The organism is Methylobacterium sp. ARG-1 (genome assembly GCF_001262595.1).
In the GTDB taxonomy this organism is placed as follows: Bacteria; Pseudomonadota; Alphaproteobacteria; order Rhizobiales; family Beijerinckiaceae; genus Methylobacterium; species Methylobacterium brachiatum.
Genome location: NZ_LHCD01000042.1, coordinates 1 through 25,939 on the forward strand (window position 1 = coordinate 1; position 25,939 = coordinate 25,939).

19 protein-coding genes and 1 pseudogene are annotated in these 25,939 nt (G+C 65.7%); 9 read left to right on the forward strand and 11 right to left on the reverse strand.

All coding sequences use genetic code 11. From position 1 onward, the window contains the following. Nucleotides 1–71: 71 nt before the first annotated feature. Nucleotides 72–1,772 (reverse strand): PAS domain-containing methyl-accepting chemotaxis protein, encoded by a 1,701-nt coding sequence (locus AKJ13_RS26500; protein ID WP_244471745.1) that lies wholly within the window; start codon nt 1,770–1,772, stop codon nt 72–74. A gap of 458 nt (nt 1,773–2,230) precedes the next feature. Here AKJ13_RS26500 and AKJ13_RS26505 point away from each other — a divergent pair, with 458 nt between their 5' ends. Beyond that, complete coding sequence (locus AKJ13_RS26505) at nt 2,231–2,812, forward strand: recombinase family protein (protein ID WP_050736010.1); 582 nt, start codon at nt 2,231–2,233, stop codon at nt 2,810–2,812. An 816-nt stretch (nt 2,813–3,628) separates the two neighbouring features. Continuing rightward, nucleotides 3,629–5,311, forward strand: a complete 1,683-nt coding sequence (locus tag AKJ13_RS26510) for a type IV secretory system conjugative DNA transfer family protein (protein WP_050736011.1) — start codon at nt 3,629–3,631, stop codon at nt 5,309–5,311. A 161-nt stretch (nt 5,312–5,472) separates the two neighbouring features. On the opposite strand, the gene AKJ13_RS26515 is transcribed toward AKJ13_RS26510, so the two are convergent. From AKJ13_RS26515 to AKJ13_RS26525, 3 genes are read right to left on the reverse strand one after another with little or no spacing between them, the layout of a single operon-like run. Continuing rightward, nucleotides 5,473–6,072, reverse strand: a complete 600-nt coding sequence (locus AKJ13_RS26515) for a hypothetical protein (protein WP_050736012.1) — start codon at nt 6,070–6,072, stop codon at nt 5,473–5,475. Beyond that, nucleotides 6,056–6,862 (reverse strand): hypothetical protein, encoded by an 807-nt coding sequence (locus AKJ13_RS26520; protein ID WP_050736013.1) that lies wholly within the window; start codon nt 6,860–6,862, stop codon nt 6,056–6,058. The genes AKJ13_RS26515 and AKJ13_RS26520 overlap by 17 nt, the downstream gene beginning before the upstream one ends. Nucleotides 6,863–6,866: 4 nt before the next feature. Continuing rightward, entirely contained in the window at nt 6,867–7,379 is a 513-nt protein-coding gene (locus AKJ13_RS26525) for a hypothetical protein (protein ID WP_050736014.1), read from the reverse strand. A gap of 271 nt (nt 7,380–7,650) precedes the next feature. Here AKJ13_RS26525 and AKJ13_RS26530 point away from each other — a divergent pair, with 271 nt between their 5' ends. Then, nucleotides 7,651–7,959 carry a hypothetical protein gene (locus tag AKJ13_RS26530; protein WP_050736015.1) on the forward strand — a complete coding sequence of 103 codons (309 nt, stop codon included), beginning with the start codon at nt 7,651–7,653 and terminating at the stop codon, nt 7,957–7,959. Continuing rightward, nucleotides 7,956–10,886, forward strand: coding sequence for a MobF family relaxase (gene mobF / locus AKJ13_RS26535; protein WP_050736016.1), 2,931 nt, complete (start codon nt 7,956–7,958; stop codon nt 10,884–10,886). The genes AKJ13_RS26530 and mobF overlap by 4 nt, the downstream gene beginning before the upstream one ends. 64 nt (nt 10,887–10,950) lie before the next feature. Here the strand turns inward: mobF and AKJ13_RS26540 are convergent, their stop codons facing one another. Together AKJ13_RS26540 and AKJ13_RS30890 are read right to left on the reverse strand one after the other, a co-directional pair. Then, on the reverse strand, nt 10,951–11,379 hold the full coding sequence (locus AKJ13_RS26540) for a hypothetical protein (RefSeq protein ID WP_050736017.1): 429 nt from the start codon (nt 11,377–11,379) through the stop codon (nt 10,951–10,953). A 177-nt stretch (nt 11,380–11,556) separates the two neighbouring features. Next, nucleotides 11,557–12,402: a helix-turn-helix domain-containing protein gene (locus tag AKJ13_RS30890; RefSeq protein ID WP_082317142.1), complete on the reverse strand. Its 846-nt coding sequence runs from the start codon at nt 12,400–12,402 to the stop codon at nt 11,557–11,559. A gap of 594 nt (nt 12,403–12,996) precedes the next feature. Here AKJ13_RS30890 and AKJ13_RS26545 point away from each other — a divergent pair. Then, nucleotides 12,997–13,656, forward strand: coding sequence for a ParA family protein (locus AKJ13_RS26545; protein ID WP_050736018.1), 660 nt, complete (start codon nt 12,997–12,999; stop codon nt 13,654–13,656). Nucleotides 13,657–14,601: 945 nt separating this feature from the next. Here the strand turns inward: AKJ13_RS26545 and ltrA are convergent. The 3 genes from ltrA to AKJ13_RS26565 form a co-directional block, all read right to left on the reverse strand. Next, nucleotides 14,602–16,179, reverse strand: coding sequence for a group II intron reverse transcriptase/maturase (gene ltrA, locus AKJ13_RS26555; RefSeq protein ID WP_348270978.1), 1,578 nt, complete (start codon nt 16,177–16,179; stop codon nt 14,602–14,604). Between the two features lie 267 nt (nt 16,180–16,446). After that, nucleotides 16,447–17,646 carry an IS66 family transposase gene (locus tag AKJ13_RS26560; RefSeq protein WP_050736021.1) on the reverse strand — a complete coding sequence of 400 codons (1,200 nt, stop codon included), beginning with the start codon at nt 17,644–17,646 and terminating at the stop codon, nt 16,447–16,449. 269 nt (nt 17,647–17,915) lie between these two features. Beyond that, nucleotides 17,916–18,590: a TetR/AcrR family transcriptional regulator gene (locus AKJ13_RS26565; protein ID WP_160320629.1), complete on the reverse strand. Its 675-nt coding sequence runs from the start codon at nt 18,588–18,590 to the stop codon at nt 17,916–17,918. A gap of 555 nt (nt 18,591–19,145) precedes the next feature. Between AKJ13_RS26565 and AKJ13_RS26570 the strand changes: the two genes are divergently transcribed. From AKJ13_RS26570 to AKJ13_RS26585, 4 genes are all read left to right on the forward strand, one after another. Next, entirely contained in the window at nt 19,146–20,165 is a 1,020-nt protein-coding gene (locus AKJ13_RS26570) for an HlyD family secretion protein (protein ID WP_244471746.1), read from the forward strand. Further along, nucleotides 20,162–21,727, forward strand: a complete 1,566-nt coding sequence (locus AKJ13_RS26575) for a DHA2 family efflux MFS transporter permease subunit (protein WP_050736023.1) — start codon at nt 20,162–20,164, stop codon at nt 21,725–21,727. The genes AKJ13_RS26570 and AKJ13_RS26575 overlap by 4 nt, the downstream gene beginning before the upstream one ends. A gap of 1 nt (nt 21,728) precedes the next feature. Next, a complete protein-coding gene (locus tag AKJ13_RS26580; RefSeq protein ID WP_082317144.1) occupies nt 21,729–23,336 on the forward strand; it encodes an efflux transporter outer membrane subunit in 1,608 nt (535 codons plus the stop codon). A gap of 211 nt (nt 23,337–23,547) precedes the next feature. Beyond that, entirely contained in the window at nt 23,548–24,327 is a 780-nt protein-coding gene (locus AKJ13_RS26585; RefSeq protein WP_050736024.1) for an SDR family oxidoreductase, read from the forward strand. A 53-nt stretch (nt 24,328–24,380) separates the two neighbouring features. Here the strand turns inward: AKJ13_RS26585 and AKJ13_RS30900 are convergent. Then, nucleotides 24,381–24,928: pseudogene (locus AKJ13_RS30900) on the reverse strand (IS256 family transposase); the annotation flags it as partial. A gap of 251 nt (nt 24,929–25,179) precedes the next feature. Further along, on the reverse strand, nt 25,180–25,893 hold the full coding sequence (locus AKJ13_RS26590) for a TetR/AcrR family transcriptional regulator (protein ID WP_244471747.1): 714 nt from the start codon (nt 25,891–25,893) through the stop codon (nt 25,180–25,182). Between the last annotated feature and the right edge of the window lie 46 nt (nt 25,894–25,939).

Here is a 25,939-nt window from a genome sequence, read left to right on the forward strand (position 1 = left end):
TGGCCTTTGGAAGGTCTGCTTTCAGGCTACTGACAGCAGCTCGTCAACAGCCGGCCTCCTGGGTGTATGCTTTAGCCCACCAGCACGTGCAGGTTCTGGTCGATGTCCGATACGCCTTCCGAGGCGATCTGCATACTCGCTGAGATCTCGCGCGTCGCCACGGCCTGCTGCTCGACAGCCGAGGTGACGCCAGAGACCGCTTCGCGCACCGAGGTGATCGAGCGCGCGATGCTGCCAAGCGAGGACACCACGTCCCCTGCAATGCCTTGCATCGACTGAATGTCTTGAGCGATCCGGCTCGTCGCCTTAGTGACCTGGGTCGACAAGCTCTTCACCTCGCCAGCGACCACCGCGAACCCGCGGCCCGCTTCTCCAGCGCGGGCCGCCTCGATCGTAGCGTTCAGCGCCAGCAGATTGATCTGCTCGCCGACCCCCTGGATCAACTGAACGACGCCGGTCATCGAGGCTGTCGCCGCATTCAGCTGCACGGTCGATTGATCGGCCGCCTGAGCGCGCTCGTGGATGGCATCCACCTCCGCGCGGGAGTGCACGAGGTTCTGCGAGATCTCACCGAGCGAGGCACTCAGCTCCTCAGCTGCGGCCGCCGCGTTCTGCACGCTCGACAGGGTCTGCCCCGCCGCCCCACTGGCGCTGATCTGGGCTGCCATCTTGGCGGTGATGTCGGTGGCGTACTTCACGATCTTGAACGGCCTGCCGTTCATATCCAGGATCGGATTGTAGCTCGCCTGGATCCAGACCTCCCGGCCGCCTTTGGCCACGCGCTTGAACACGTCGGACTGGTACGCGCCGGCCCGCAAGCTATCCCAGAGTTGTCGGTACTCAGGCGTCCCAGCGTAGCCTGGGTCGACGAACATGCGGTGGTGTTGGCCCTGGATCTCGTCCAGCCGATAACCGATCGCGGCGAGGAAGTTCTCGTTGGCGTCGAGCACGGTGCCGTCGAGGTCGAAGTGGATCACACCTTGCGAGCGGTTGATCGCGGCGATCTGGCCCAGGATGTCGGCCATGCGCAGCTTCTCGGCCGTGACGTCGTTCGCGAACTTGACCACCTTGAACGGCTTGCCCTCCGGATCGAGGATCGGGTTGTAGATCGCCTGCAGCCAGATCTCGCGTCCGCCCTTAGCGAAGCGCTTGAACTCCGCCCGCTGAAACTCGCCCTGCGCCAGCGCCTCCCAGAAGGTGCGATAGGCAGCACTCTGGCGCTCAGCCGGATCGACGAACAGACTGTGATGCTGGCCGACGATCTCGTTCAGCGTGTAACCGACGGTGTCGAGAAAGTTCTGGTTGGCAGCGAGGATAGTTCCGCTGAGATCGAACTCGATCACCGCGCGCGAGCGGTCGAGGGCAGCAAACTTGCCCTGGAGGTCGAGGGTCCGAAGCTTTTGGGCGGTAATGTCGCTCGCGAACTTGACGACTTTGCTGGGTTTACCTGCGCGGTCGAGCACTGGATTGTAGGTCGCCTGCAACCAAATCTCGCGCCCACCCTTCGCGACACGCTTGAACTCGGCGGCCTTGAACTCGCCACGGGCGAGGGTGGCCCAGAACTCGCGATAGGCCGCGCCCTCTCGCTCCGTCGGTTCGACGAACATGCCGTGATGCTGGCCCTGGATCTCGGTGAGCGTATAGCCGACGGTGCTCAGGAAGTTACCATTCGCCGTCAGGATCGTGCCGTCGAGCGCGAACTCGATAACCGCTTGCGAGCGGTCGAGTGCGTCAAGCTTGGCGGACGTACCCCGGTCGGAGAAAAAGAGCACCGCGATCCTCCAGGCTGGGTGACAGTCGGAGACTTTCCGCTGACGCCCTCGGCGCATCAGACGCGCCTTTGCACAGATTGATTGCACGCAACTAACTAACGCAATGTTGCTGGTCATAGACTGCCAGGGAGCGAAGTCTCACGCTTGGTAGCCGTCGCGAAGGGCAGCTTGCAGCCCCGCCCAAGGTTTCTGGACGGCCGCTTACGAGAGCCGCTGATGGCTGTCGGAATGGCTGGCATGGCTCGGCAGCGGAACGTACGCTTCAGGACGAAGGTCTAAAGCCTGCTTTCCACCCAACCCAGACAATTGTCCTATCGGTTCGCGTGTCGGCAATTCGATCGTTTTCCCGACAATGCGCAATAGCACGTTCGGACCCGCCTCAAATGACTCCGTTCCTGTCGGAAAAGCGTGTCGGCTTTTCTATTGCCGGAGAAACGTATTTTTGGCACTGTCCCGACATGCTCGTCGGATATGCCCGCGTCTCGACCCTCGACCAGAACCTCGACCTCCAGCGCGACGCGCTGACCAAGGCCGGATGCGAGCGCCTGTTCGAGGAGAAGAAGTCCGGTAAGGCCGGGACCCGGCGGCCCGAGTTCGACGCCGCCCTCGCCTTCCTACGGCCCGAGGACGTGCTCGTGGTGTGGAAGCTCGATCGGCTCGGCCGCTCGCTGGTGGAGATGATGCGCACCATCGACGGTCTGCGCCTGAAGGAGGTGCACTTCCGCTCACTCACCGAGCAGTTCGACTCCGCGACCGCCCACGGCCGCTTCGCCCTGCAGATGCACGGCGCCATGGCCGAGTACTTCCTCGACCTCAACCGCGAGCGCACCATGGAGGGTCTGAAGGCCGCGCTCGCGCGCGGTCGCAAAGGCGGCCGGCCAAGGAAGCTAAAGGAGGCCGATCTCGAGGCGGCCCGGGCAATGCTGGCGGCCGGCACGATCAGCGTCGCCGACATCGCCAAGCGGCTCGGGGTCAACCGGGATACCTTCTACAACTACTTCCCACGCGCCCGTGCCAACAGCATGCCCGCAAAGGACTGAACGCTCCGATCCTCGGAGCACATCATCCCCCCGATGCCGGCAGCATCAGGGCCGACGATATGTGTCGCGAGCGGGGAGGTCTCGTGGTTCGCAACAGCAAGGGGCCGCCGGGAGGGGCTGGACGGCAACCAGCCGGAGCGGAAGAGGAGCGCAAATGCGCGCCTGCGTTTGCGCTTGGGTTTGGCAGTTTGGCTAAGCTCTGCCCTTGCGTTAGTGCCGGAAACACTGCGTGTAGCAGCGTGCATGCACCCTTATACTTCTTTACAACGACTCAGCCTGATCGTAGCGACCATCGAAAAAGATTTCATCAGCTGTCAAAAATTGTAGTCATTGCTTCGAAAATTTTTTAATAAACTTGGCATATAGGCTATTCTGACATCATTTTTTACGAGAGATGGCAAGTGTCGAACTGGAGCCCAGCAGCAAAGTCTATCTATTTCTTAGTTTTTGCTTTTATATTTTACGGAATAAACATATACCATTATCCAGACAATGTATCTGTACTACCGGAATTTCTCATGATGACGATAGGGGTTATGATTGGGTTTTTCGCGGAAGCAGCAAGAACGGCAAAGGTGCAGATTTTGCTATGGGCGACGAGTACGGCTTCAATGTGTATCAGCATCCTGATCGCTAGCATTGAAATCACGTCGTCACCATTTGACCTAACGATTTTACTGACTCCAGGCTCAGCGCGTTTGGCTCTGATGATGGCTATATTTAATATTATGTGGATAGTATATAATAGAGTTTGGGATAAGGTACAAATATTTCGGTCAGAATGAATTTTTCATCTCAGACTAAGATTATATTGCCATGCGCTTTATAGCTTTCGTTTTTATTGTAACCGTGTTCATGGCCTATCCGGTCGCGGGCTTGATCCAGAATGGGTTCGATCCTGCGTATTGGCCCACAGAGGTGATGCGCCCCGGCGCTTGGTTCGAGACCCTATTCTCCCCGCATGTCGGCGACGCGCTCGCGATGCCTTACCGAATGCTGATCGGCCGCGCCCCAGAGTTCGCGCGTGGCGGCTGGTCGCTGGCCCCGATCCTCGCCTTCTCACCGCTACTGATCCTGTTCGGCGCCGAGCTGCTGCGGCGTGCCAAGCCAGAACAGAAGCGGGACACCTCCAACCTGTTCGGCTCGGCCCGCTTCGCCAACACGGCCGAGCGCGGGCGGCTGCGCGGCGGCCTCGAACTCGGCCGAGATCCCGAGACGGGCCATCCGGTCCGCATCGCCGTGCAAGGCACACTCGTAACCATCGCGCCGCCGCGCAAAGGTAAGACCTCGGGCCTGCTCATCCCCAATCTCGCCTTTCCTGAGCCGCAGGGCTGGGGCGGACCAGCCGTCGTGTTCGACCCCAAGGGAGAGGTGTACCGCTCCGTAGCGGCAAGGCGCCGGGCGCTCGGCCGCCGCGTCGTCTGCCTGGATCCCATGGGTCTGGCCGGCGGCACAGATCGCTGGAACCCACTCCAGGGTCGTGACCCGAACGACCTCCTCTACCTCCAGAGCACCGCGCTGGCGCTCCTGCCCGAGGCTACCGGTGACGGCGAGGCATCCGCCTACTTCCGCAACCGTGCAGTCGACTTGATCACCGGCGCGTTTCTGGTCGCCCTACGCCGGCCGGAGGCGTGCACGGTGGTGGAGGTCCAGGACCTCCTCACCGCCGAGGCCCGTTTCCTCGGGCTCCTGCAGCAATACGTCAAACACTGGCCGGAGCCCGCGGCCTACGCGGCCATGGAGATCCTGGAGGCAGACCCGAAGACCAAGGACCCGATCAAGTCCACCGCCCTGCAGGCGTTCCAGTGGCTCGCCGACCGGCGCCTGCGCGACCTCGTCGGTGGCTCGACGTTCCAGCTCTCGGATTTGTCGACCGGCGAGGTCGATCTCTTCGTGGCCGTGCCGACCGAGTACAAGGCCGTGCTCGCGCCGTTCCTGCGCTGGCTGCTGTCCGACCTGTTCGCCTCGGTGCGCCGTCACCGCCCGACCGAGCGACTGATAATCTTCGTCGACGAGGCCGCGGTACTCGGGCGTTTCGACACGCTGCTCACCGCGGCGGGCGAGCTGCCGGGCTACGGTGCCAGCCTATGGACGATGTGGCAGGATCGCGCCCAGCTCGTCGGGCTCTACGGCGAGGCCGGAGCGGACGTGCTGCTCAATACCGCCGAGGTCGTCACCGTCTTCGACCTGCCCGCCGTCGATCCGGACGAGGCCGAGCGCTGGTCGCGGGCGCTCGGCGACTACACCGCCTTTGTGGAGACCCGGACGGCGCCGACCGGCGACGCCAAGGGGACGCCGTCGACGACGCGGGCTTCGCAGAGTGCACGGCTGATGACCAAGGAGGCGCTGATCGCGATGCCGGGCGACGAGCTCCTGGTGTTTCCCAATAGCGGCGGCCATGCCCGCCATCCGCTGCGCCTGAAGAAGACGGTCGCGCACACCGACGCGCGCTTCCGCAGGCTGATCACCTCCGTGCCGCCCGTTGGCCGGGCGCGGTGAGCCGAAGTTGTCGCCACGCACGCGTGCCCGGTGCCGGATCTGCATCGGCAGGGGTGGAAGGGCCGGGCACATGATAGAGGCAACGCGCCTGAGCGCGGCGGACGGCTGGAACGGCGCATGTCTACCGCCGGGGCGTTGCTCGATCGAGAACGCTCTGGCGCTCAGTGCGAGGCGGGTCCGGGGCGGGTCCGTACCCAGTCCACCGGCACGTGCGCCACAGCATAACCCGTACCGGACTGCCAATCGCGCAGTTCGGCCACCCCATCGGTGACACGCATCAGCGCGTAGCCGCGTCCCGCTACGAGGCGGTCTCCGGCGGGCCCTCCGTCCGGCATGACCCAGGCGGCAGTCACGTCCCTGTCGCTCCGAACTTCGACCCAGGAGGTCGGCGTACGGCGGTAGGCGACAACCAGCGCGAGCACCAGGCAGAGCGCGAGCAGCGCATCACGGGTGAGACGGCGCCCCCTGAACGGCAGGCGTCCGCGCCAGACCTCGATGCGGCTTGCGTGGCCAGGCGCGGGCCGGGCGCTCGGCTCTGCCTCGTCGGACTGGTCACGAATGGAGAGCAGGAGCTCGCGCCGATGCTCGGGCAGGAGCTGCGGGGCGCCATCCTCCAGGGCTGCGAAGCGCTCCTTTCTAGAGCGCGCTTTCAGCCGGGTGAGCGCGGCGCGGCTGTCGTGTTCGAATGCGGCTGCAGCCTCAGCGGCCGCACGGCTGGCCCGCGCGATGCGGGCGCGCACGTCCTCAGGCGTTGCGGGCACGCTTGGCTCCCCCCGTCGGCGTACCAGCACGAACCGGAACCGGGGCCTCCTCGACCAACCAGAGGGCAGCCGGTCTGACCGCCTCCATCACGGCGAGGCGGAAGGCGGTGAGGTCACGCAGGATCCGCCCGGCTTGGGCTGGTGAGGTCTGCTTGACCAAACCAGCCCGGTCGAGCCGGCCGACGCCGCGCAGCTGGCCGGCCGCCAGCACCGCACGCGTCTCGTCCTCCAGCTCGAAGGCGCGCAGGTGCGCGACCGTTGCGTCCCCTACGACCCGCTTCAGGATCGCCGGGTCGATCACCCCCCGTACGCCGTTGGCTACGACGAACCGGGCACCGGCCCAGTCCCGCGTCCCCTGCAGCAGCTTGCCCGCATCTGCGAGCGAGCCGGCCTCGGCGGCCACCACCACAACGAGCCCGAGCTCGATCCCGGCCTTGCGCAGCTCCGGCGCCTCGTCCTTCAGGACGCCGAGCAGGCTCGCGGAGGTGTTGGCGCCGATGTCGACGAGGGTGGGGGCCGCTACTTCGTGGAGCGCGTTGATCACGTCGTCGAGCTCGGATCGGGCGGCCTTGCCACCGCTGGCCTCGATCGCCTCACGCGTGGCGCGCATCTCGAAGTAGCGCACGCTGCCGGGCTCATTGGCGGCCGTCGCGGCCTTGAACTCGGTCAGGCGCGGCACCGACTCGATCTCCAGGATCGGGGCGTCCGGCACCGCCTCGGCCAGGCCGCGGGTCACGGTCGATTTGCCGACGCCGCCGGTTTCCTGGGCGACGAGGAGGACGCGGGGCATGGTGTCAGTCCTTCTTGAACAGGTGGTTGTGCTTTTCGGCCTGCAGCCGCCGGATCTCCACCTCGGTGAGCGGCGCATCCGCGGTCGACGGGGTGGGTGCGTCGCGATCCGGGCGCAGCTCAGGTGCGAGCCGCGACGGGCGGGGATCGGAAGAGGTTTGGGTGGCGGGAGGTCGCGCGGGATCCGGCCGATCGGGTCGGGCTACCCGCGCCGCCGCCTTGGCCGCGCGGGCGGCAGTCTGCCGGCGCACGCTGGAGATGATGCCGGTGAGATTGCGCCCGGTGATCGGCTGGCCGCCGGCGGTGGTGAAGCCCTGCGCCGTGAGCCCGGCCGCGACCGCGTTCCAGGTTAGGCCGCCGGCCTGAAGGGCGACGAGGGCGTCGAGATGGTCGCGCACGGCATCCATCAGACCCGTGGCGGGCCGACCGCCCGGTGCCCCCACCTTGCGGCGGCTGTCAGGGATCGCGGCGGCGTCGCGGGCGAGGCGGCTTAGATCGAGGCGGGGGCGCTGGGCCATGGCGAGGGCATAGCAGGACGGGACCTGCCAGGCCGTGCAGCCGATCGTTCAAATGCCGGAGATGACGGCAAGCGCACGTTAGGGTCCGGCATCGGACGGCAGGCTACGGCCGACGTCGGCAGCAGTACGGTAACGGGTACGGCAAGGAAGGATGTGTCACACCACACGCACTGAAGCTGCCGAAGCGTTAACTAAGGGGGCTCGCGCGCCTCGCCGCCGTGCCCAGAACCTGTCAGCGTCTCGGCCCGCTCCACGCGCAGCAGGTACGCCGATGCCCGACGAGGTCAAGCTCACCCTTACCCTGGCAGCCCCCCTCGCCCTCCGCCTCAGCGCCGCTGCAACCGAACGCGGCTGGTCGGCCGAGAGCCTGGCGGCCGAGTGCGTCGCTCAACACCTGGAAGTCGCGATCCGCCACCGCGTGCTGATCGAGCGCGCCGAACAGATCGACGCCGCCCTGCTCGACATGGCCCAGGCCGTGGGTGAACTCGGGGCGCCCTCAGGAGGCATCGATCTGACCAAGGTCTGTCGCTTTCGAGCCGACGACGGCGACGGCGACGGCACCGGAGCCCCGGTGGCGTGACCGCCTCGCTGCACCGGCTCGGGGCCGGCCCAGCGGCCGGGCTGTACTACACCAACGATAGCCAGCGCGAGGCGCGCCCGGACCGGCGCGACGAGTACTACGCCAAGGACGGCGATGGGGTGTGGTGGAGCTCCGGCGGGACGGTCGTGCGCCACGGCGCGGCGATCGACGCGGCCTCGTTCCGCGATCTCTGCGCCGGGTATCATCCCAGCACCGGCAAAGCGCTGGTGCGCGGTGCCGGCGCGGGCCACTGGGCCGGCCAGGACTGTACCCTGACACCCGGGAAATCAGTCTCAGTCCTGTGGATGGCGGGCACACCCGAGCAGCGCGCCGCGATCGAGGCGGCGCACCGGACCGCGGTCGAGCGGGCGCTCGCCTTCGTGGCGGCGGAGGGGCTGGTCACCGTCCGAACCGGTGCGGGAGGCGTCGAACGGCATCGGCCGAGTGATTTGATCATCGGCCGCTTCGATCATTACACCACTCGGGAAGGTGATCCAAATATCCACACGCACTGTGTTTTTATAAACGTCGCAGGAGCGCCGAAGAATACGGGTTCAGGTCGGTACAAATCGCAGACGCACCTGACCATCGAGGTCGAACAACTCTACACCTACCAGATCACTGTGGGTGCCGCCTATCGCGCTGCCCTGGCGGAGGACCTGCACCGTCGGTTCGGCTTTCGCTACCGCGAAGCCGGATGCGGGCAATGGGAGATCGCCGGCCCGCCCGAGGCGCTGCTAGCGAACTTTTCCAAGCGCTCGGAGCAGATCCTCGACTACGCTGGCGCCGGGGCCACGCCCGCCCAGCGCGAAGTCGCCGCGCTCGCCACCCGCCGGGGCAAGCACGAGCTGCCGACCGGCCCCGAGTTGGAGACCCGCTGGCGCGAGGAATTGGCCGCCTGCGCGCTCGATCCATGGGACGCTGCGCACCATCCCGAGCTCGACCCCGCCCTCGCGGCCGCACGCGCGGCGGAACTCGAACCCCCGTTCGACTCGCCCGAGATCCCCGGCGACAGTCCAGTGGCGCGCGCCGCCTCGGCCCTGTTCCGGCACGAGAGCGTCCTGACGCGCAAGGATCTGCTTCAGCGTGCCCTGGAGTTCGCAGGTTTACAGGGCCTCGGGGTCGGAGAGGTCGAGGCGGAGCTCACCCGCATGGAGCAGGACGGCACGCTGCTGCCGCTCGCCGCCGCCGAGATGGTGCCGGGGGCGAGTGCCTGCTGGACCAGCCCAGGCATCGCCGCGAGCGAGGCAGCGATGCTGCGCGCCGCCGATCGCCCGCTGGAGCGAACCTGGATCACCCCCGAGGCGGTGGCGACGGCCCTGGCCCGGGACGACCGCCTCAGCCCGGAGCAAGCCGAGGCCGTGCGCCACGCCGCCGGCCCGGATGGGGTGGGGCTGCTCCAAGCCGGTGCCGGGACCGGCAAGACCACCACGGCCGCGACCCTGGTCGACGCCGCGCACAAATCTGGGATGCGGGTGGTCGGCCTGGCCCCCTCCTGGGTCGCGGCCGACGAACTCGCCCGCTCCACCGGGATCCCGGCGCAGGCGATCGCGCGCTGGCGCCACGACCGCGCCCGGGCGACGCGCTCGGGGGCTGAGCGCCACACCGACGTTGCGGCACTCGACCGCGATACCCTGGTGCTGGTCGACGAGGCGGGCATGGTCGGGAGCCGCGATCTGGAGGCGGTGTTGAGCGCCGCGCAGATCGCCGGAGCGAAGGTGGTGCTGATCGGCGATCGCAAGCAGTTGGCCTCGGTCGCGGGTGCGAGCGCGCTGCGGGCGGTGGCCGAGGTGGTCGGGCGCTCGGCGGTGCTCGGGGAGGTCCGCCGGCAGACGGTGGACTGGCAGCGCGCCGCCTCGGTGGTGATGGCGCGCGGTGACGCCGAGGCGGGCCTGCGCGCCTACGCGGCCGAGCATCGGGTCGAGCTGGTCCCGGGCATCGAGGCTGCGCGCGGGCGGGTGATCGCAGCGTGGACCGAGCAGCGCGTCCGCCACGGCGGGGATGTGCTCATCGTCACCCGGCGCAACGCCGATGCGGCGGCGCTGAACGCTCGGGCGCGGGCAGTGCTGCGGGCCGAGGGTCAGCTCGGCCCCGACCTGATCACCCCACCGGCTCGCGACCGCGAGGACCGAGTCGTGCCGCTCGCGCTCGCCGTCGGCGATCAGCTCCGGTTCGGCGAGAGCCTCTCCCATCTCAAGCTCCGCAACGGCTCCCGCGCCCGGGTCGAGGCCATCGTCGCGGAACCGGACGGTAATGCCCACCTGCGCCTGGCGCTGGAGGACAACAGGGTCATCGAGGTGGCATGGAACGAACTGCGGCGGGTCCCGCGGTTCGGCCGCCGGCCCGCCCATCCAAAGGTCGTACACGCCTATGCCGGAACAACTTACGCGGCCCAGGGTCGGACATGTTCCGCGGCGGTGATGTATCTTGGGTCCGGCACCGACGCGCGCGAAATCTACGTCGGGCTGACGCGGCACCAGCACGAGGCCCGGGTGGTGGTCGAGCGCGACCGGCTCGACGCCCTGTGCCGTCAACGCCAAGCGGATCCGCGGATGCCGGCCACCGATACGATGGTCCTGGAGCGGCTGTTTCGGGAAGCGCTGAGCTACCACGAGAAGGCCAACGTGATCGACTACGCCGCCGATCGGGTCGCGTTCGTGCGCGATGGGCTGCTCAGGCTGCCCGAGCGCGTCGCCCCGGGGATCGACGTCGGTCGGGCGGTGCGCGCGGCGCGAGCGCTCCGCGAGGCCGCGGCGTGGCTCGGGGTCGAGCGCTTGATCGTGCCGGCCTGGCGTTTGGTCGACGCCTACGGACGCCGGCTGAGCCGTGCGCCGGCCCCGGCGGTCCGCAGCTTGGTCGCGCAGGTCACGCGCCGTCTCAGCCGCCGCGATCCGGAACTCGGTCGCGGGCAGGGTATCGAGCGGTGAACGCGATCGGTCGGCCCTGTGCCCGGTCATGGACCCTGGGCTCGACGATCCCGGTCGCCCAGGATCAACCGTAGGGCCCGCGGAACAGGTCACCCAGCGCCTTGCGCCGAAACAGGGTCGCCCAGCGACGGCGGCGGTGTTCGGGCCGATCGTGGATCATGTGGCAGCGCTGGCAGAACGCGGCGAGATTGGCTCCGGCGTTGTTAGCCGTGTCGTGATCGCGGTGGGCTGCTGCCAGCACCACCCGGGTCCGACGTGCAATCCCGAGGATGTCGACAGACCCGGGCGCGACCCGCACCCGCCGGCCACGTCCGTCGCGCCAGACGGTGGCCGCGTCGTCCCACCAGCGACCGTCGCCGAGATGGACGACGGTTCGCCCGTGCGGCCGGCCGCAACCCTCGCAAGCCCCCTGGGCGCGCCCGAACCGGATCGCGATCGAGAGCTGTGGCCAGTCGATCGGGTAGAAGAAGCGGTGCTCGCGCCGGATCGGCATGGTGCGGTTCGAACGCTCGAATTTGAAGCGTGACCGTAGAACAGCACGGACCGGTCGCCCAGGGCTTCGTCGTCAACTGGTGTGAGCCGCCCTGCCCCATCCAGATTCTGGCCGTGGAGCTTCAGCCCATCCGATGAGGCTGGGATCGCGTTCGCCAGATCGTACAGCGCCAGACCGTCAGCGCATGGCTGCGCTGGTCCTACGACCCGCGCGGATTCCCGGGCGGTCTGATCGGTCGAGGTCGCCCGCTGCCCTTCGGCAGCATTTCGACGGTGCCGTTGTCTCCGAAATTCCCGAATCTAGAACTTGAGTAGACGTGCGCTGCGCGGATTTGCACCCTCCCCCCTTGGCCGGGTCACGACGCACATCCGCAAGGCCACCGGGTCCCGCCGATGATTTGCGCGCCAGCCGCAGCCACGCCTGCCACTCCGGTGAGATGATCCGCACGATGTTAGTATCGTTGCGGAAGCCGGTAATCCGCCGCTCCTCCACCGTCACCAGCTCGAGCCTCACGGCCTCGCGGATGGCGTTGCGGACTGTGGTCTCGGCGACACCGACGATCGCCGCGATGTGCCCGACCGCCAACCGGCAATCCTTCCGGCGCACGGTTTCGGCCGCCACTAGGGCAAGTACCGCCTGCTCGGCCAGCGTGAACCGGGCCGCCAGTCCCGGCGGGAGCCGCCCCGAGGCGGCCCAGCGGCGACGGCGCTCTAGAGAGGCATCCGTGCGCGGGCGTGAGCCGATGGCCTTACTAGGTGATCCTACGTTCCCCGAAGCAATGCCTGCATTCCCGACGTTGGTTGAAACTCCTGGAACGGGGGAGTGCATAACCTGCCCCGTCGGCGGATTTTCGCGCCGTCGTGACGTGGAAATGGTGCGCGCCGCGATCAGCCCCGACAGAGTTTCCGCTTCGATCTCTGTGACTTTTCCCTCCCCGTAAGCACGCCAAAGCGCAGCCGTCACGGCCGGCAGCGCGGCTTGGGGGGCAATCTCCGCCTGTCGGCGGATCTCCTCAGCAAACATCGTCCTGGCCCTTCGCAGGGCCGCGGCAGAGCCAGGGGACCCACCCAGTAGGTCCCCTTTCCACAAAGCACGACTTCATCGGCGGCGGAATTGGCGTTCCGCCTTGACACCCGGGGGCGCCATGTGGCTTGTGAGGAGTTGGAACAGGTCCTCACAGACCACTCGATTTCGCGGGCTCCTCGTTTGGCGACGGGGAGCCCGTAGTCGTTTTAGGGTCTCGTTTCCGCGGCGATCATCTCCTTCTCCGGCTCACGACTCGACTGCTCGGGCGTAGCCGGGACTGCTCATGTCGTCTGGGCAGCACTGCTAAGTCAACGCTGCCGCGTGAACTGGTCCGTCAGTACCTTGCGTCCTAAGGGGCAGACGGGCTCGAAGCCATCTGCCCACTTGAGCTTTCGCCCAGATGCCCTTTAGGCCTGTCACCCATGCACCCACCTGCCTCAATGGGTACAAGGGTGCATGGGCTTTCGCCCACCAGTCTAGTAGACCAAAGGGGTTTTTGCCCATCAGGGCTCTCGGGTTAATGGTTTGTTGATCATTTGGGCGTCAGTTCACTTGGGCACTGGGGAGATCGTATAACATGGAGCTGGGGCAATGGCTGTGATCAGCGTTTGCAGCACCAAGGGTGGGGTCGGTAAGACGACGCTCGTGATTTGTCTGGCGGATGCCTACGCCCGGCAGGGCGGTAGCGTCGCTATTATCGATGCCGACCCAAACGGACATGTCGCTTCATGGCGCGAGCGGGCCGGCGAGGACTGCCGTGTAGATATTATCGCGGATGTGACCGAGAAGACGATCCTGGACCGGATCTCCGACGCCGCCTCGCGCTACAGTCTCGTGTTCGTAGATCTCGAAGGCGCGGCCTCGCAAGCTGTCACATACGCTATCGCCGAAAGCGACCTCGTGCTGATCCCTTCTAAGGTCTCAGGTATGGACCTACAGGAGGTGTTCCGCACGTACGAGGTGGTGCAGCGTGCAGAGAAGATGCTGCGGCGGCCGATCCCGGCTCGGGTGGCTCTCACGCAGATGTCACCTCTGCAGAGCCGTGTGGCGCAGCACGCCCGGAAGGAGATTCAGTCCGCCAGTATTCCGGTCCTGCGCACTGAGGTCATCCAACGAGCGGCCTATCAGGCGATCCACTTCACTGGCGCTACGCCCGCTCACCCGGACGGAGATCCCAAAGCCCTTCAAGAAGTTGCCGGTGCGCTGGGTGAACTTCTTGAAGTCTTGGCAGTCCAGCAGCAGGCGGCCTGAGCACGATGACGAAGCCCGCTTTCCAGCCCGCACCACGCCCGCGGCCTCGGATCTCACCCGAGGATGCCCAGCAACTCGCTGTGGCTACCAGCGACTTAGGCTTCACCCGCTCCTCGTCCGCGCCCCAGGCACGGGTCGAGGGGCTAGGGCAACCACTAGCCGAACCCACACCTACGGCAACTTCAATAAACCCAACCTCCCAAGAACCCAAAGCCCCATTTGCTCCTGTCACCCCTACTAAGGGTACCGCCCTCAAATTCGAGGTGCCAGATACAGTGTGGATGGCGTTGCGTCAGGAGGCGCTAAACCGTCGGGTTACGGTCAAGTACCTCGTGCTCGAAGCTCTAGCCGCGAAGGGCTACAACGTTGATTTATCGGCGGTACCCGAGGACGGGAGACGCCTGCGATGATCAAGGCAGCCTTGCATACAGTTCCAGCGGCGGCCTTGAACACCGCGCCAGCCAAAGCAATCTGCAGGTCAAATGTTCAAAGACTACTGTGGCCTTTCTTATCGACATGTTCAGCGTGTTCAAGAAATTTTTTATTGCTGCAAACACACTAGAAGATACATCTATACCCTCGGCACGACAAAGATAGCCTACGGCTTTAAGATTTTCAATTTATATTTTGTGATAGCAACGATCTTCGGCTTACCGGATGTGATCCAAATTTTGTAATTGCTCAGGGGTCTGAGATGACGCTCAGGCGGGTATGGAGATGGGCTGGCCACGCAACGTGAGCCGAATGGCGTCGATGGCGCGAACAGAGCGTCGTCGGGCCGTTTCGATGACGGACCTGATGTCGGTGTAGAGATGAGCGCCCCACTCCTGGCGGAAGCCGTTGGTGATCTTGCGGTAGACTGCGCAGGGTCGTTCCCGGTAGGGACGCTCCTTGCGGAGCGCCCCCCGGACAGATCCGTACGTGCGGGATTCCCGCATACGGCTCCTACCTCGGGTGTCTGACGGCGAAGCGGACGTTGGGCCAGGGATGACGGATGCGGGGTGGTGGGAGCCAGTCGCCGACCAGCCTCGCCATACGGTCCCACGTGCGTGCATCCTTCTGGCTGCGTCGCCGGAGCGTGCGTCGCCAGAGGTCTCCCACCCAATGCCGGAACGCCGAGAGCGCCCGGCTGTTGGTCGGCACCGCATAATAGGCGAAGTGGCCGGTGACCACCTGCTTCAGCCATGCTCCCTGGATCGGGATCGGCTGATGCATGCGTCGCCGAAGCTCTTCCTTCAGCTCCTTGAGCTTGGCACGTCTCCGATCGGCCCGGGTGATCCTCCTGAGGAGGAACTGTCCCTTACGGGACCGGCCGCAGATATGCGTGAACCCAAGGAAGTCGAAGGTCTCCGGTTTGGTCAGGCCCTGGCTGGATCGGCGTGCAGCCGCATGGCGGCCGAACTCGATCAGTCGGGTCTTGTCCGGGTTGAGCTTCAGGGCGAACGCTTCCAACCGCGCCTGCATCGCCTGCTGGAAGCGGTGGGCGTCGTCCTCGCGTTCGAAGCCGACGATCTGGTCGTCGGCATAACGCACCACGATCATCGCGCCCCGGGCCTCCCGCCGTCGCCAGCGCTCGGCCCAGAGATCGAAGACGTAGTGAAGGTAGACGTTGCCTAGGAGCGGCGAGATCACCGATCCTTGCCCCGTCCCCCTGTCGTCGACGGTGACGATCCCGTCTTCCAGCACCCCCGCCTTCATCCATCTCTGGATCAGGCGGAGGATGCGCCGGTCCCCGATGCGGTGCTCTAGGAAGCGGATCATCCATCTCTGGTCGATCGCCCCGAAGAAGTTCTCCACGTCGGCGTCCAGGATGTGGTTCACCTTGCGTCTGTCGATCGCCACCGCCAGGGCGTCGAGCGCATCGTGCGGTCCTCGTCCGGGCCGGAACCCGTAGGAGAACCCGAGGAAGTCCTCCTCATAGATGGCGCTCAGCACCATGGCGGTCGCACCCTGGACGATCTTGTCCTCCAAGGCGGCGATCGCCAGCGGCCTCTGCCGGCCGTCCGCCTTCGGTATATACGTCCGGCGGGACGGTTGCGGGCGGTAGCCTCCCCCATGGACCCGGTCGTGGAGATCTGCGAGCCGAAGCTCGATCCCCACCTCGTAGTCCTCCCACGTCACGCCATCCACGCCCGCGGCGGCCCGGCGCTTGAGCGCCAGGAACGCTGCCTGGAGCAGGTCGACGTCGATGTGGTGCAGGAGCGCGGTGAACCGTTCCGTCCTCCCATGCTTTGCTGCTTGCCGTACGCGTTCCAGCGCCTGTGTCACGCCAGCCCGGCCCTGGGTCCGGAGCGTGCTTTGCCGGTTCGCGTTCCCCTCGGTTCCCGGCCTTGGCTCCACCGGCTCCGCCCCCGGTCGCCCGGGTTTGTTCGTCGGCTTCTCAGCTACTATGCCGGGATCAGACTTCTCCCGATCGTTCATCGGCGGCTTTGGCTCCTCGCCTTCCCGCCACGGACCGATCCACCTCGACGGCCATCGGCCGATCGGGAGATCTCCCGGTTCCCGAACAAGGAACGTCCGCACATGCCAGGGTCTGCGACCACGCCGGGTCGGACAGGCACTCGCGATGACGCGCCTGTCCGTGTTGCCTTCCGACTACCCAACGCCGTCGGCACCCGGGAGATGTAACTTTCGTGGCTCGATAGCTGGCCTATGCGCTCCCCTACCGACGCTTCGCCGACGCCCTCACGGACGCCAACGCACGGCTCGGGGCCGATGCGGTTCGCTACACCTTCATCGTGACGGACTTCCACCATCTGTTCCTTGCCGGTCTCCCGGCGCACTGGGTAATTACGGTCGTAGGGCCCGCTCCGACCCGTTGTTCGTGGCTTCCAGATCACGGTTCTGGACGAAGACGAAGAGCTGGGCTCGGACCTTGGGGATCATGCGTCCGAGCTTGATCCCGGCCGTGTGGATGGGATCGAGCGCCATGATGCGGTCGAGGCATCGCTCGAGGTCGGCCTCGTAGGCTTTCAGGGTGGAATCCTTGAGAGTGGCCCGCCGTCGTCCGATCGCGCAGGCCCGTTCGAGCAGGTCCTTCAGGCGAGGCCCGAGCACCGTGTCCCCAGCCTCGATGGCGTACTGGACGTCCCGGATCAGGTGTGCCAGGCAGACCTGATGCTCCTTCATGGCCCAACCCGCCTGTGCACTGAGGCGGTCCGATGTCCAGAAGTCGGGCCGATGGTCGCCGAGGAAGGCCTCGGCGACGGCCTTTGAGCGATGGGCATCGGCGACGAAGACAGCGCTGTCGCCGTGGTGGAACACCCACAGCCACCAGTTGGCGCGGCCGACGCGCACGCCGGTCTCGTCGGATGCGATGGCGGTGCCGGCAAGAAGCCGCTCCTTGATAAGCGACACCGCGGCCTTGAACGGCGCGGCTCCCGCCGACAGCATGTTGACGAGCGCCCCCTCGCTGATCGCCAGGCCGAACAGGTCGAGGAGCGCGTCGCGCAACCGTGCCAGCGGGATGCCCTGGACCGCGCGCAGATAAATCACGAAGGCGCGGATGTTGGCCCCGAAGGGCGAGCCCGGCTCCAGGCCCACTGGCGCCTCCGCTTTGAACCGCTTAGCGCAGCACGGGCATGTGCCGCCGTGCAGCGACACGCGCGTCACGTCCGGCTCGATCTTCGGGATCTCCACGCGATCGTAGGTCTCGCAGGGGCTCTGCTCCGCCCCCGACACGTCAGCCCCGCAAGCCTGGCACGCCAGCGCCAGCACGTCGTGATGGCGGGTCGGATTGGGATGAAGCAGACGATGGGCACCGGGATGGGGCTTGGCCTTGCGCGCGGGGATCGTGGGCAGCGACGGCTTCTGCCCCTTCGAAGGCGGCAGGCTCGAGTTGTCCGGCGTCTTGGGCGGGAGGCCGAGCTTGGCTTCTAACTCAGCGACACGCGCCGCAAGGGCCGCGTTCTGCGCCATGAGCCCCTCGATCCGCTCAACCAGAGAAGCGATCAGGGCATCCTTGTCGATGAGATCGGCAGGCGTCTTCACGCCTCCTTTGATTCACATCTCAAGGCCCACGTCGACCGAAAAATCCGACATCGTCCCGACGCCTGCATCCAGACACGCACAGGCACTCTCAGCGTTGCTGGGCTTCGATAGGCGTCATTATTGAAAGCCATGATCGGCTTCGGCTTCTCAGGCTCCCGAACCGCGCGAGCAGAACCCGCTGATCGTGTACTGTTTCAGGTTTATCATCGCGAACAAAGTGTACCGGCTGGGCGATATGAATTTTCTGCGAACCATAGTACGTATATCGTTCAAATATGGGAGAAATTTCTTCCCGATGATCGATTTTGACGCTGCACAATATACGATCTTGAGAACGTCCGTACCACCTCGTCCACATGCGCCTCGATCTGCTCTCGGTCGATCGCGAACGTGTGCGGAGTGAACAGCATAAGCGTAATGAATTTTCCCATGACACTACCGGTGTAGATCTCCGCAGCCAGTTCTGGGGCATCGCCGACGAACTCCCCACGGGCTTTGGCGTCCGTGAGGTAGCGAGTGAGTTTCTGGAGCGTGCGGCCAGGAGCCATCGCGTAGAAGGCATCCCCGAGTGCCGGATACCGGGGTGTTTCGTTCACGATGATGCGAGCGAGGGCGGCCACCGTAGGGCTGCACATGCATTCCAGCAATGAAATACCAACAGATCGCAAGATGATAGGAATGGGCCTATCGCTCTCAAGCTCAGCGTCAAGTATCTGTCGAACCTTGTTGTTCCTGTTGTTCACGACCTCCAGAAATAGGTCTTCCTTGCTGCCAAAATGTCGATAGAGCGTCTCCTTGGAGGCACCAGCTTCCAAGGCGACCATCTGCATGGTCGTGTCGGCGAAGCCATGCTGCAGGAATACCTGCTCGGCGGCCCAGGCGATCTCTCTGCGCCGTCGAGCACCGCGCGGAATAGGCACACGTGCCATCTTCTGGTCGGGCACCTCGGCTCTTGACATCGATCCGTTCACCCGCGCACATCCGAACCAATGGGTTCGGTTATGTTGGCCATTCATAAGGCAAGATGGCCGCGCGACCTACTGTTCCAGCCGACCACGCCGTCGATAGGATTACAATTTCCATCCATGACCGACGACGCGGACAGCCGTTCCCGCCCCTATGACCGCTCTCGCGGCCGGCACGATTACCTCGATGTCGGATCCGAAGCTGACAGCCAAGGGGACTCACAGTCCGGTGCGTCCGCTCCCGGCGGGCGGCGGGGCGGCAACCGAAGTGAGCGATCGGCCTCGCACGATCGGCAGCGCCGCTCCGAAGGCGATTGGGACAACGTGTACGACGATCATGCCGAGGACAGAGGGCATCGAAGCTCCTCGGACGACCGTGGCGAGGATGATGGCCGCGCCCCGCGCGAGCGGGATGAGAATGAACGCCAAGACAGGCCGCGGAGCCAACGGGACGAGCCATCGGAGGCAGACCCCAACAAGCAGGATACTGGCGAGGACCAGGACGCGAACAAGCGTAAAAAGCGTCGACCGCTGGTGATCGGGATCGCCGCCGTGGTCCTGCTGCTGCTGGCCGGGGGCGGCTTGTACTATTGGCTATCTACCCGCGGGAAGGTCAGCACCGACGACGCCTACACCGACGGCAACATCGTCAACGTCGCGCCGCAGGTCGCCGGACAGGTCATCGCCCTCGACATCACCGACAACCAGTTCGTGCACAAAGGTGATCCACTCTTCCGCATCGACCCGCGCCAGTTCCTCTACAGCCGCGAACAGGCCCAGGGGCAGCTCGACGCGAACAAGGCACAGATCGCCAACCAGCAACTCGGTGTCGAGATCGCCAGGAAGAACTTCCCCGCCGCGCTCCAACTCGCTCAGGCCAACCTCGACGCGGCCAAGGCCAACCTCGCCCTGCAGCAGGCCAACTACGACCGGCAGAAGAGCCTGCCGAAGCTGGCGACCACGCAGCAGGAGGTCGACACCACGGCGTCGAGCTACCAGCAGGCCAAGGCCCAGGTCGAGCAGGCTCAGGCGCGCCTCGTCCAGGCCATGCCGGTCCAGCAGAACATCGGCCAGTCCGAGCAGCAGGTCGACCAGCTTAAGGGGCAGGCGGAGCAGGCCAAGGCGCAGGTCGACCAGGCCAACCTGAACATCGAATGGAGCACGGTGCGCGCGTCCCAAGACGGCTGGGTGACGAAGCGCAACGTCAACGCCGGCGACTACCTCACCGCAGGTCAGCAGGTGATGTCCCTGGTCACCACCGACGTTTGGGTCACGGCCAATTACAAGGAGACCGAACTCGACGGCATGCGTCCCGGGCAGCGGGTCAAGATCGCCATCGACGCCTATCCCGACCTCGACCTGCAGGGGCACGTCGAGTCGATCCAGCGCGGGTCGGGCTCGAAGTTCTCCGCCTTCCCGGCCGAGAACGCCACCGGTAACTTCATCAAGATCGTCCAGCGCGTGCCGGTGAAGATCGTGATCGATTCCGGCCTGAGGAAGGACGAGCCCCTGCCGCTCGGCGTCAGCGTCGTGCCGACGGTGATGCTCAAGTGAGCGGTGCATCGGACGGCTGGAAACCCGCCCACAACCCGTGGCTCATCGCCATCGCGGTGACGCTGGCGGCGTTCATGGAGGTGCTCGACACCACCATCGTCAACGTGGCGCTGCCCTACATCGCCGGCACGTTGGCGGCGTCGAACGACGAGGCGACCTACACGCTGACGGCGTACCTCGTCGCCAACGGCATCGTCCTGACCATCGCCGGCTGGCTGTCCGACACCATCGGGCGCAAGCGCTACTTCCTGATCTGCATCGGCATGTTCACGGTCTCGTCGTTCCTGTGCGGGCTGTCGCAGAGCCTCGGGCAGATCATCATGTTCCGGCTAATGCAAGGCTTCTTCGGCGGTGGCCTGCAGCCGAGCCAGCAATCCATCATCCTCGACACGTTCCCGCCGGCCAAGCGCGGGGCGGCCTTCGGGGTCACGGCGGTGGCAACCGTCGTCGCCCCGGTGCTCGGGCCGACGCTCGGGGGCTACCTCGTCGAGCATACCACCTGGCGCTGGATCTTTTTCATCAACGTGCCGGTCGGGATCTTCACCCTGTTCGCCAACGCCTACCTCGTCCAGGATCCCCCGGCTGAGAAGGAGAAGCGCTCCCGCGGCCTCGACTACGTCGGCCTCGGCCTGATCGTCCTCGGCATCGGCTGCATGCAGATCATGATCGACCGCGGCGAGGACGACGGCTGGTTCGGCTCGCCGTTCATCCGGACCATGGCCGTCCTCGGGTTCCTCGGGATCTTCGGCGCTATCTGTTGGTTGCTGATCGCGAAGAAGCCGATCATCGACCTCGGGGTGTTCAAGGATCGGAACTTCGCCGTCGGCTGCCTGTTGATCGGCGCCCTCGGTGCCCTGCTGTATGCGGGCTCGGTCCTGATCCCCCAATTCGCCCAGCAGGTTCTCGGCTACACAGCACTCGACGCCGGGTTCATCCTGTCGCCGGGGGGCGTCGCGGTAATCGTACTGATCCCGATTGTCGGCATGGCGATGAAGGTCGTCCAGACCCGATACATCATCATGTTCGGCTTCGCCTTCATGGGTTGCGCGCTGTTCTATTCGAGCCGCCTCGCCCCCAACATCGATTTTCGGACCCTGGTCCTGATGCGCACCTTGCAGACGGCGGCGCTCGCCTTCCTGTTCGTGCCGATCTCGACCGTGGCCTACCTCACGCTGCCGCAGAAGTATCGCAGCGACGGATCGGCCCTGTTCTCGATGTTCCGCAACGTGTTCGGATCCGTCGGTATCTCGCTGTCCACGGCCGCGGTCACGGAGCGGACTCAGTCCGACCAGGCCCACCTCTCGGCGTTCATGACGCCGCTGCGCCAAGGCTACAACACGCTGATCCAGGAGAGCGAGCACACGCTCCGTTCCCTCGGGCGCGCCGCAGCCGTGGTGCATCAGCAAGCCGTCGCGCACACCTACCAGACCTACATCAAGCAGGCCCAGGTTCTGGCCTACAGCAACGTCTACCAGTACGCCGCGCTCCTGGCGTTCCTCGTCGTCCCGCTGTGCTTCCTGATATCGGCCAAGACCGCGCAGGGCGGCGGCGGAGGACATTGAGATGATGCACCGCCGATCCCCCGAACACCGCATCCATGCGGCGGTGCTGGCCTCCGTCCTCGGCCTCTCCGGCTGCACGGTAGGGCCGGACTTCGCCACGCCGACGACGCCTCTGGCTGAGTCGAGCGACTACCTCGACACCGGGCTTTCGGTCCGCAAGGCGGGACGGCTCCTGGCGCGCACGACCGAGGCCGAGCCTGACGTGGCGTGGTGGCGAGCCTTCCGGGATCCGGTCCTGTCCCAACTGGAGAACCGCATCGCGTCGCAGAACCTCGACGTGCAGACCGCGACCGCGCGTCTGTTCGAGAGCCGGGCCCAGCTCGGGACCGCCGCCGCCGCCGGGTTGCCGACGCTCAATGGCCAGGGCAGCGCCTACCGACAACAGTTCAGCAAGAACGGCACGATTGGCCTGCTAGGCAATTCGCTCGGCGGCTTGGGCGGCGGCGGCGCTTCCGCCGGCAACCTGACCGCGCCGCTGACCAACGGCTTCGAGAGCTACACCCTCGGCTTCGACGCGTCGTGGGAACTCGACCTCTGGGGCAAGGTCCGCCGCTCGGTCGAGTCCGCCCAAGCCCAGGCGGACGCCTCTGCGGAGCAACGCCGCGACGCGCTGGTCTCCAGTCAGGCCGAGTTGGCGCGCGACTACGTGCAGCTGCGCGGCACCCAGGAGCTGATCCGGATCGATCTCGCCAACATCCGGGTCAACGAGCAAATCCTCGACGTCGTGCGGGTCCGTCAGCAGAAGGGACTGGTCACCGGCCTCGATACGTCCAACGCGGCCCAGCAGGTGGAATCAATCAAGGCGCAGTTGCCACAACTCCAGCAGCAGGAGATCCAGCAGATCAACGCGATCTCCCTCTTGCTTGGCGAGCCGCCGCTCGCCCTGTCCCAGGAACTCGTGGGTGGCCGCGCGATCCCGCCGGTGCCGCCGCGCGTGCCGATCGGCGTACCGTCCAGCCTAGTCCTGCGCCGCCCCGACATCCGCCGGGCGGAGGCCAACCTGCACGCCGCCGTCGCCGAGATCGGGGTCGCCGAGGCGCAGTTCTTCCCGAGCGTGACGCTCACCGGCAGCCCGACCGTGAACTCGGTCGACCCGGGCAAGCTCTTCCGGGGCTCGTCGCTGCAGTACATGAACATCGGGCCGTCGATCTCGATTCCGTTGTTCGAGGGCGGCCGGCTGAAGTCGAACCTGGTGCTCCAGCGCGCCCGCCAGCAGGAGGCCGCCATCGCTTACCAGAAGGCTGTGCTCCAGGGCTGGCACGACGTCGTCAACGCACTGGCTTCCCTGCGCGGCGACGAGGCCCGCCGGGCCCGCCTGTCCAGGCAGGTGGCCGATGCCCGCCAGGCGCTGGCCCTGTCGCGGGCGCGCTACACCCAAGGCGTCGAAATTTTCACCACCGTCCTCCAGGCGTCGCAGACGGTGCTCCAGGCGGAAACCAATCTGTCCCAGGCGACAGCTGCGATCTCGACCGACTTCGTGGCCCTGTCCAAAGCGCTCGGCGGCGGCTGGGAGACCACCTTCCCGCCGGGTCCGACGCCCCCGCTGGTCCTGTCCCGAGTCTCGATCCCGGCGTCCGATATCACGCACGCCAATCCGCTTACGCCATAACGGAACCGCACCGGGCTTCCCGGAGGTTCCAGATCTTATGGAGATGGAGCCCATGACGAAGCGAGCTCCAACCCTTCTCCCCAAGGTCGGTGAGCGTGCGGTGCGTACGGCGCCGGAACACCGGAGTGAGCACGCCCCACAGTACAGGGCACTCCACTCAATCGGCGCCATGATTGGCTGCTCAGGTGAGACGTGAAGGAGTTATGCTGTCATGGGCTACCCATTGCAGGGAAAGCGCGCTCTGATTACTGGCGCGTCGAGCGGCCTCGGTCTAGCCATGGCCGAAGCCTTGGCAGAGGCAGGTGCAACGGTGATACTCACGGCTCGCTCGGCCGAAAAGCTCGAGACTGCTGTGGCTTGTCTCGTGCGGCGCCAGCTAGATGCGCATGCCCGGGTGATGGATGTTCGTGATGAACAGTCCATTGCCGCCGCGGTAGAGGAAGTTCGGCGACGCTGGGGCGGTTTGGATCTACTGGTCAACAACGCCGGTATCGGCATGCGCACGGTCAATCCCGACTTTCTCAGCGAGCCACAGCCGTTCTACAAGGTCTCCGCCGCCGGTTTTCGTGACCTCATCGACACCAACCTGACCGGCTACTTCCTGGTCACTAAGGCGTTCGTGGTGCTGTTCCTCGAACAGGGCAGGGGCAAGATCGTCAATATCACAATGAACCACGCCACCATGCGTCGTAAGGGCTTCGTGCCCTACGGCCCGTCCCGGGCAGGCACTGACTCCCTCTCGCTTATCATGGCCGAGGATCTTCGCGAGGCGAACGTTCAGGTCAACATGCTGTTGCCGGGCGGAGCCACCGAGACCGGTATGATCCCGGAAGAGCACAAAGAGACGATCAAGGCTCAATTCGGCCTGCTCAACCCTGCGGTGATGGCCGACCCTATCGTGTTCCTAGCCTCGAAGGCGAGTGACGGCCTCACCGGCGAGCGCATCGTCGCCAGTGAGTTCCCTGAGTGGCTACGTCAGCGCGAGCTTTGAGCCCTTGTGTCGCACCGCGCGACACGCGTGTTTCCAACACCGAATCTTGCAGCCCCCTGCCGACGCGCATACTCGTCCGCACAGACTGCCGTCAGTTGGCTGATGGCGGCTAACAATAAGTTCGGAGCATTCCACCCCAGCAGCTCGGCCAGCGCTTCATGGAAGTCGCCGGTCGACACGCGGCGTAGTAGGTACAGGATCGGCAGCAGCGCATCCAGGCTGCGGGTGCGTCGCGCCCACTTCGGCAGAAGCGTCGAGGTGAACCGGATCCGGTCTGCAGGCTCCGTCGCACCACGGTCCCGGATGCGAACGTGTGTCACCGGTACCGCGCCGATGCCGGTCTGGATCGTCCCCGCCAGGCCATGGCCGTGCTGCACGAGCCGGGCCCGTCCGTCCGCGGCGGCCGCAAATCCTGCATCGCGCCCAAAAAGGCCTCGGCCTACATCTCGACAGCCTGGAGAGCAGGCGGCCTGCACCGGCGCTCAGCACCTCGGTCAGGGCATCCTCGATGTCCTCGGGCTGACGAAGCCGGACGACGTTGATGGGTGCCTCCGTAGTCATATCGCTCTCGATGAGAGGTTCTGGCAGGCTCGACAGCCACCCCGATACGCCGTCCTCATACCCCGTCGGCACCCAATCCCTCGCATAGCTCATCAGACCTGATGCGCGTCGCAGACTTGTGTCGGGGGGACGGTTCGGCGAAGGCGCTGCGGACGAACGCCGCTCACCCGCCCGCGTTGAGGTGTTCTTGCTCTGCCCCCTCGATCGCGGCACGGGCGGCCGTCAGCACCTTAGTGAGCTGATGCCGAACGGCGTTGCGGACCGCCGCATCGTAAACCGACGACATCCTGCTCAACGAGAGGTTGGACGGACGCCGGCGAGGAAAAGCACGATGGCGGCGCGGCGGCGGCGCTCCTGCGCCTCCGGGTCAACCTCGATACCGTAGAGAGCCAAGCGAGAACTGTGACCGAGAACAAGGTTGAGGAACAGGTCGGCGGCGACCTCCGCGTCGTCGATCACTATCTGCCCTTGGGAGTCCAGGACTTCCAGAAGACGCGTTACGGCGCGCACACCGCGCAGCCAACCCTCCTCGTAGGCAAGCGTCGCTAAGTCGGGGAACTGCAGAGCTTGAGCGGTGATGCAGCGCGTCAACCTGGATGCCCCTGGTGCCTGCGCGCGGGCGAGCAAGGTGCGGCTCAACTCGTCCAGCACTGTCCCGGCGTCGCGGGGCTCCGCCTGCAAGGCCTGCACCTCGGCCGCTGTCGATAGCGATCCGAGCCACCCCCGGATGCGCTCCTTCAGCACCGCCTCGAACAACGCGCGCTTGTCGTCATACCGGGCGTAAAGCGTCGGCTTGCTCACGCCGGCGGCCTGGGCAACCGCGTCGATGGAAGTCGCATCGAAACCACGCTCGATAAACAGTTGCGTGGCGACCTCGACAATGCGTGCCTCACGCCGCGCGGCCTCCTCGCGCGTCGGACGCCCACCGGTGCCGCGCTTCGGCGCCGCGTCCCGCTCCGCCACCGCCTCCATCTTGTGCCTCATTGCCTTGGCCGCGACCCTCATGTATCCATACCCTACCGTATCGTTTTGAAATTAGCTATGGACATGG

Bases quoted from the DNA above. Each gene is read 5' to 3' on its own strand.
- AKJ13_RS26585 (WP_050736024.1), top strand. From the start codon at position 23,548: ATGGGCTACCCATTGCAGGGAAAGCGCGCTCTGATTACTGGCGCGTCG.
- AKJ13_RS26510 (WP_050736011.1), top strand. From the start codon at position 3,629: ATGCGCTTTATAGCTTTCGTTTTTATTGTAACCGTGTTCATGGCCTAT.
- AKJ13_RS30890 (WP_082317142.1), bottom strand. From the start codon at position 12,402: ATGTTTGCTGAGGAGATCCGCCGACAGGCGGAGATTGCCCCCCAAGCC.
- AKJ13_RS26530 (WP_050736015.1), top strand. From the start codon at position 7,651: ATGCCCGACGAGGTCAAGCTCACCCTTACCCTGGCAGCCCCCCTCGCC.
- AKJ13_RS26525 (WP_050736014.1), bottom strand. From the start codon at position 7,379: ATGGCCCAGCGCCCCCGCCTCGATCTAAGCCGCCTCGCCCGCGACGCC.
- AKJ13_RS26580 (WP_082317144.1), top strand. From the start codon at position 21,729: ATGATGCACCGCCGATCCCCCGAACACCGCATCCATGCGGCGGTGCTG.
- AKJ13_RS26520 (WP_050736013.1), bottom strand. From the start codon at position 6,862: ATGCCCCGCGTCCTCCTCGTCGCCCAGGAAACCGGCGGCGTCGGCAAA.
- AKJ13_RS26590 (WP_244471747.1), bottom strand. From the start codon at position 25,893: ATGAGGGTCGCGGCCAAGGCAATGAGGCACAAGATGGAGGCGGTGGCG.
- AKJ13_RS26545 (WP_050736018.1), top strand. From the start codon at position 12,997: ATGGCTGTGATCAGCGTTTGCAGCACCAAGGGTGGGGTCGGTAAGACG.
- AKJ13_RS26540 (WP_050736017.1), bottom strand. From the start codon at position 11,379: ATGCCGATCCGGCGCGAGCACCGCTTCTTCTACCCGATCGACTGGCCA.
- AKJ13_RS26505 (WP_050736010.1), top strand. From the start codon at position 2,231: ATGCTCGTCGGATATGCCCGCGTCTCGACCCTCGACCAGAACCTCGAC.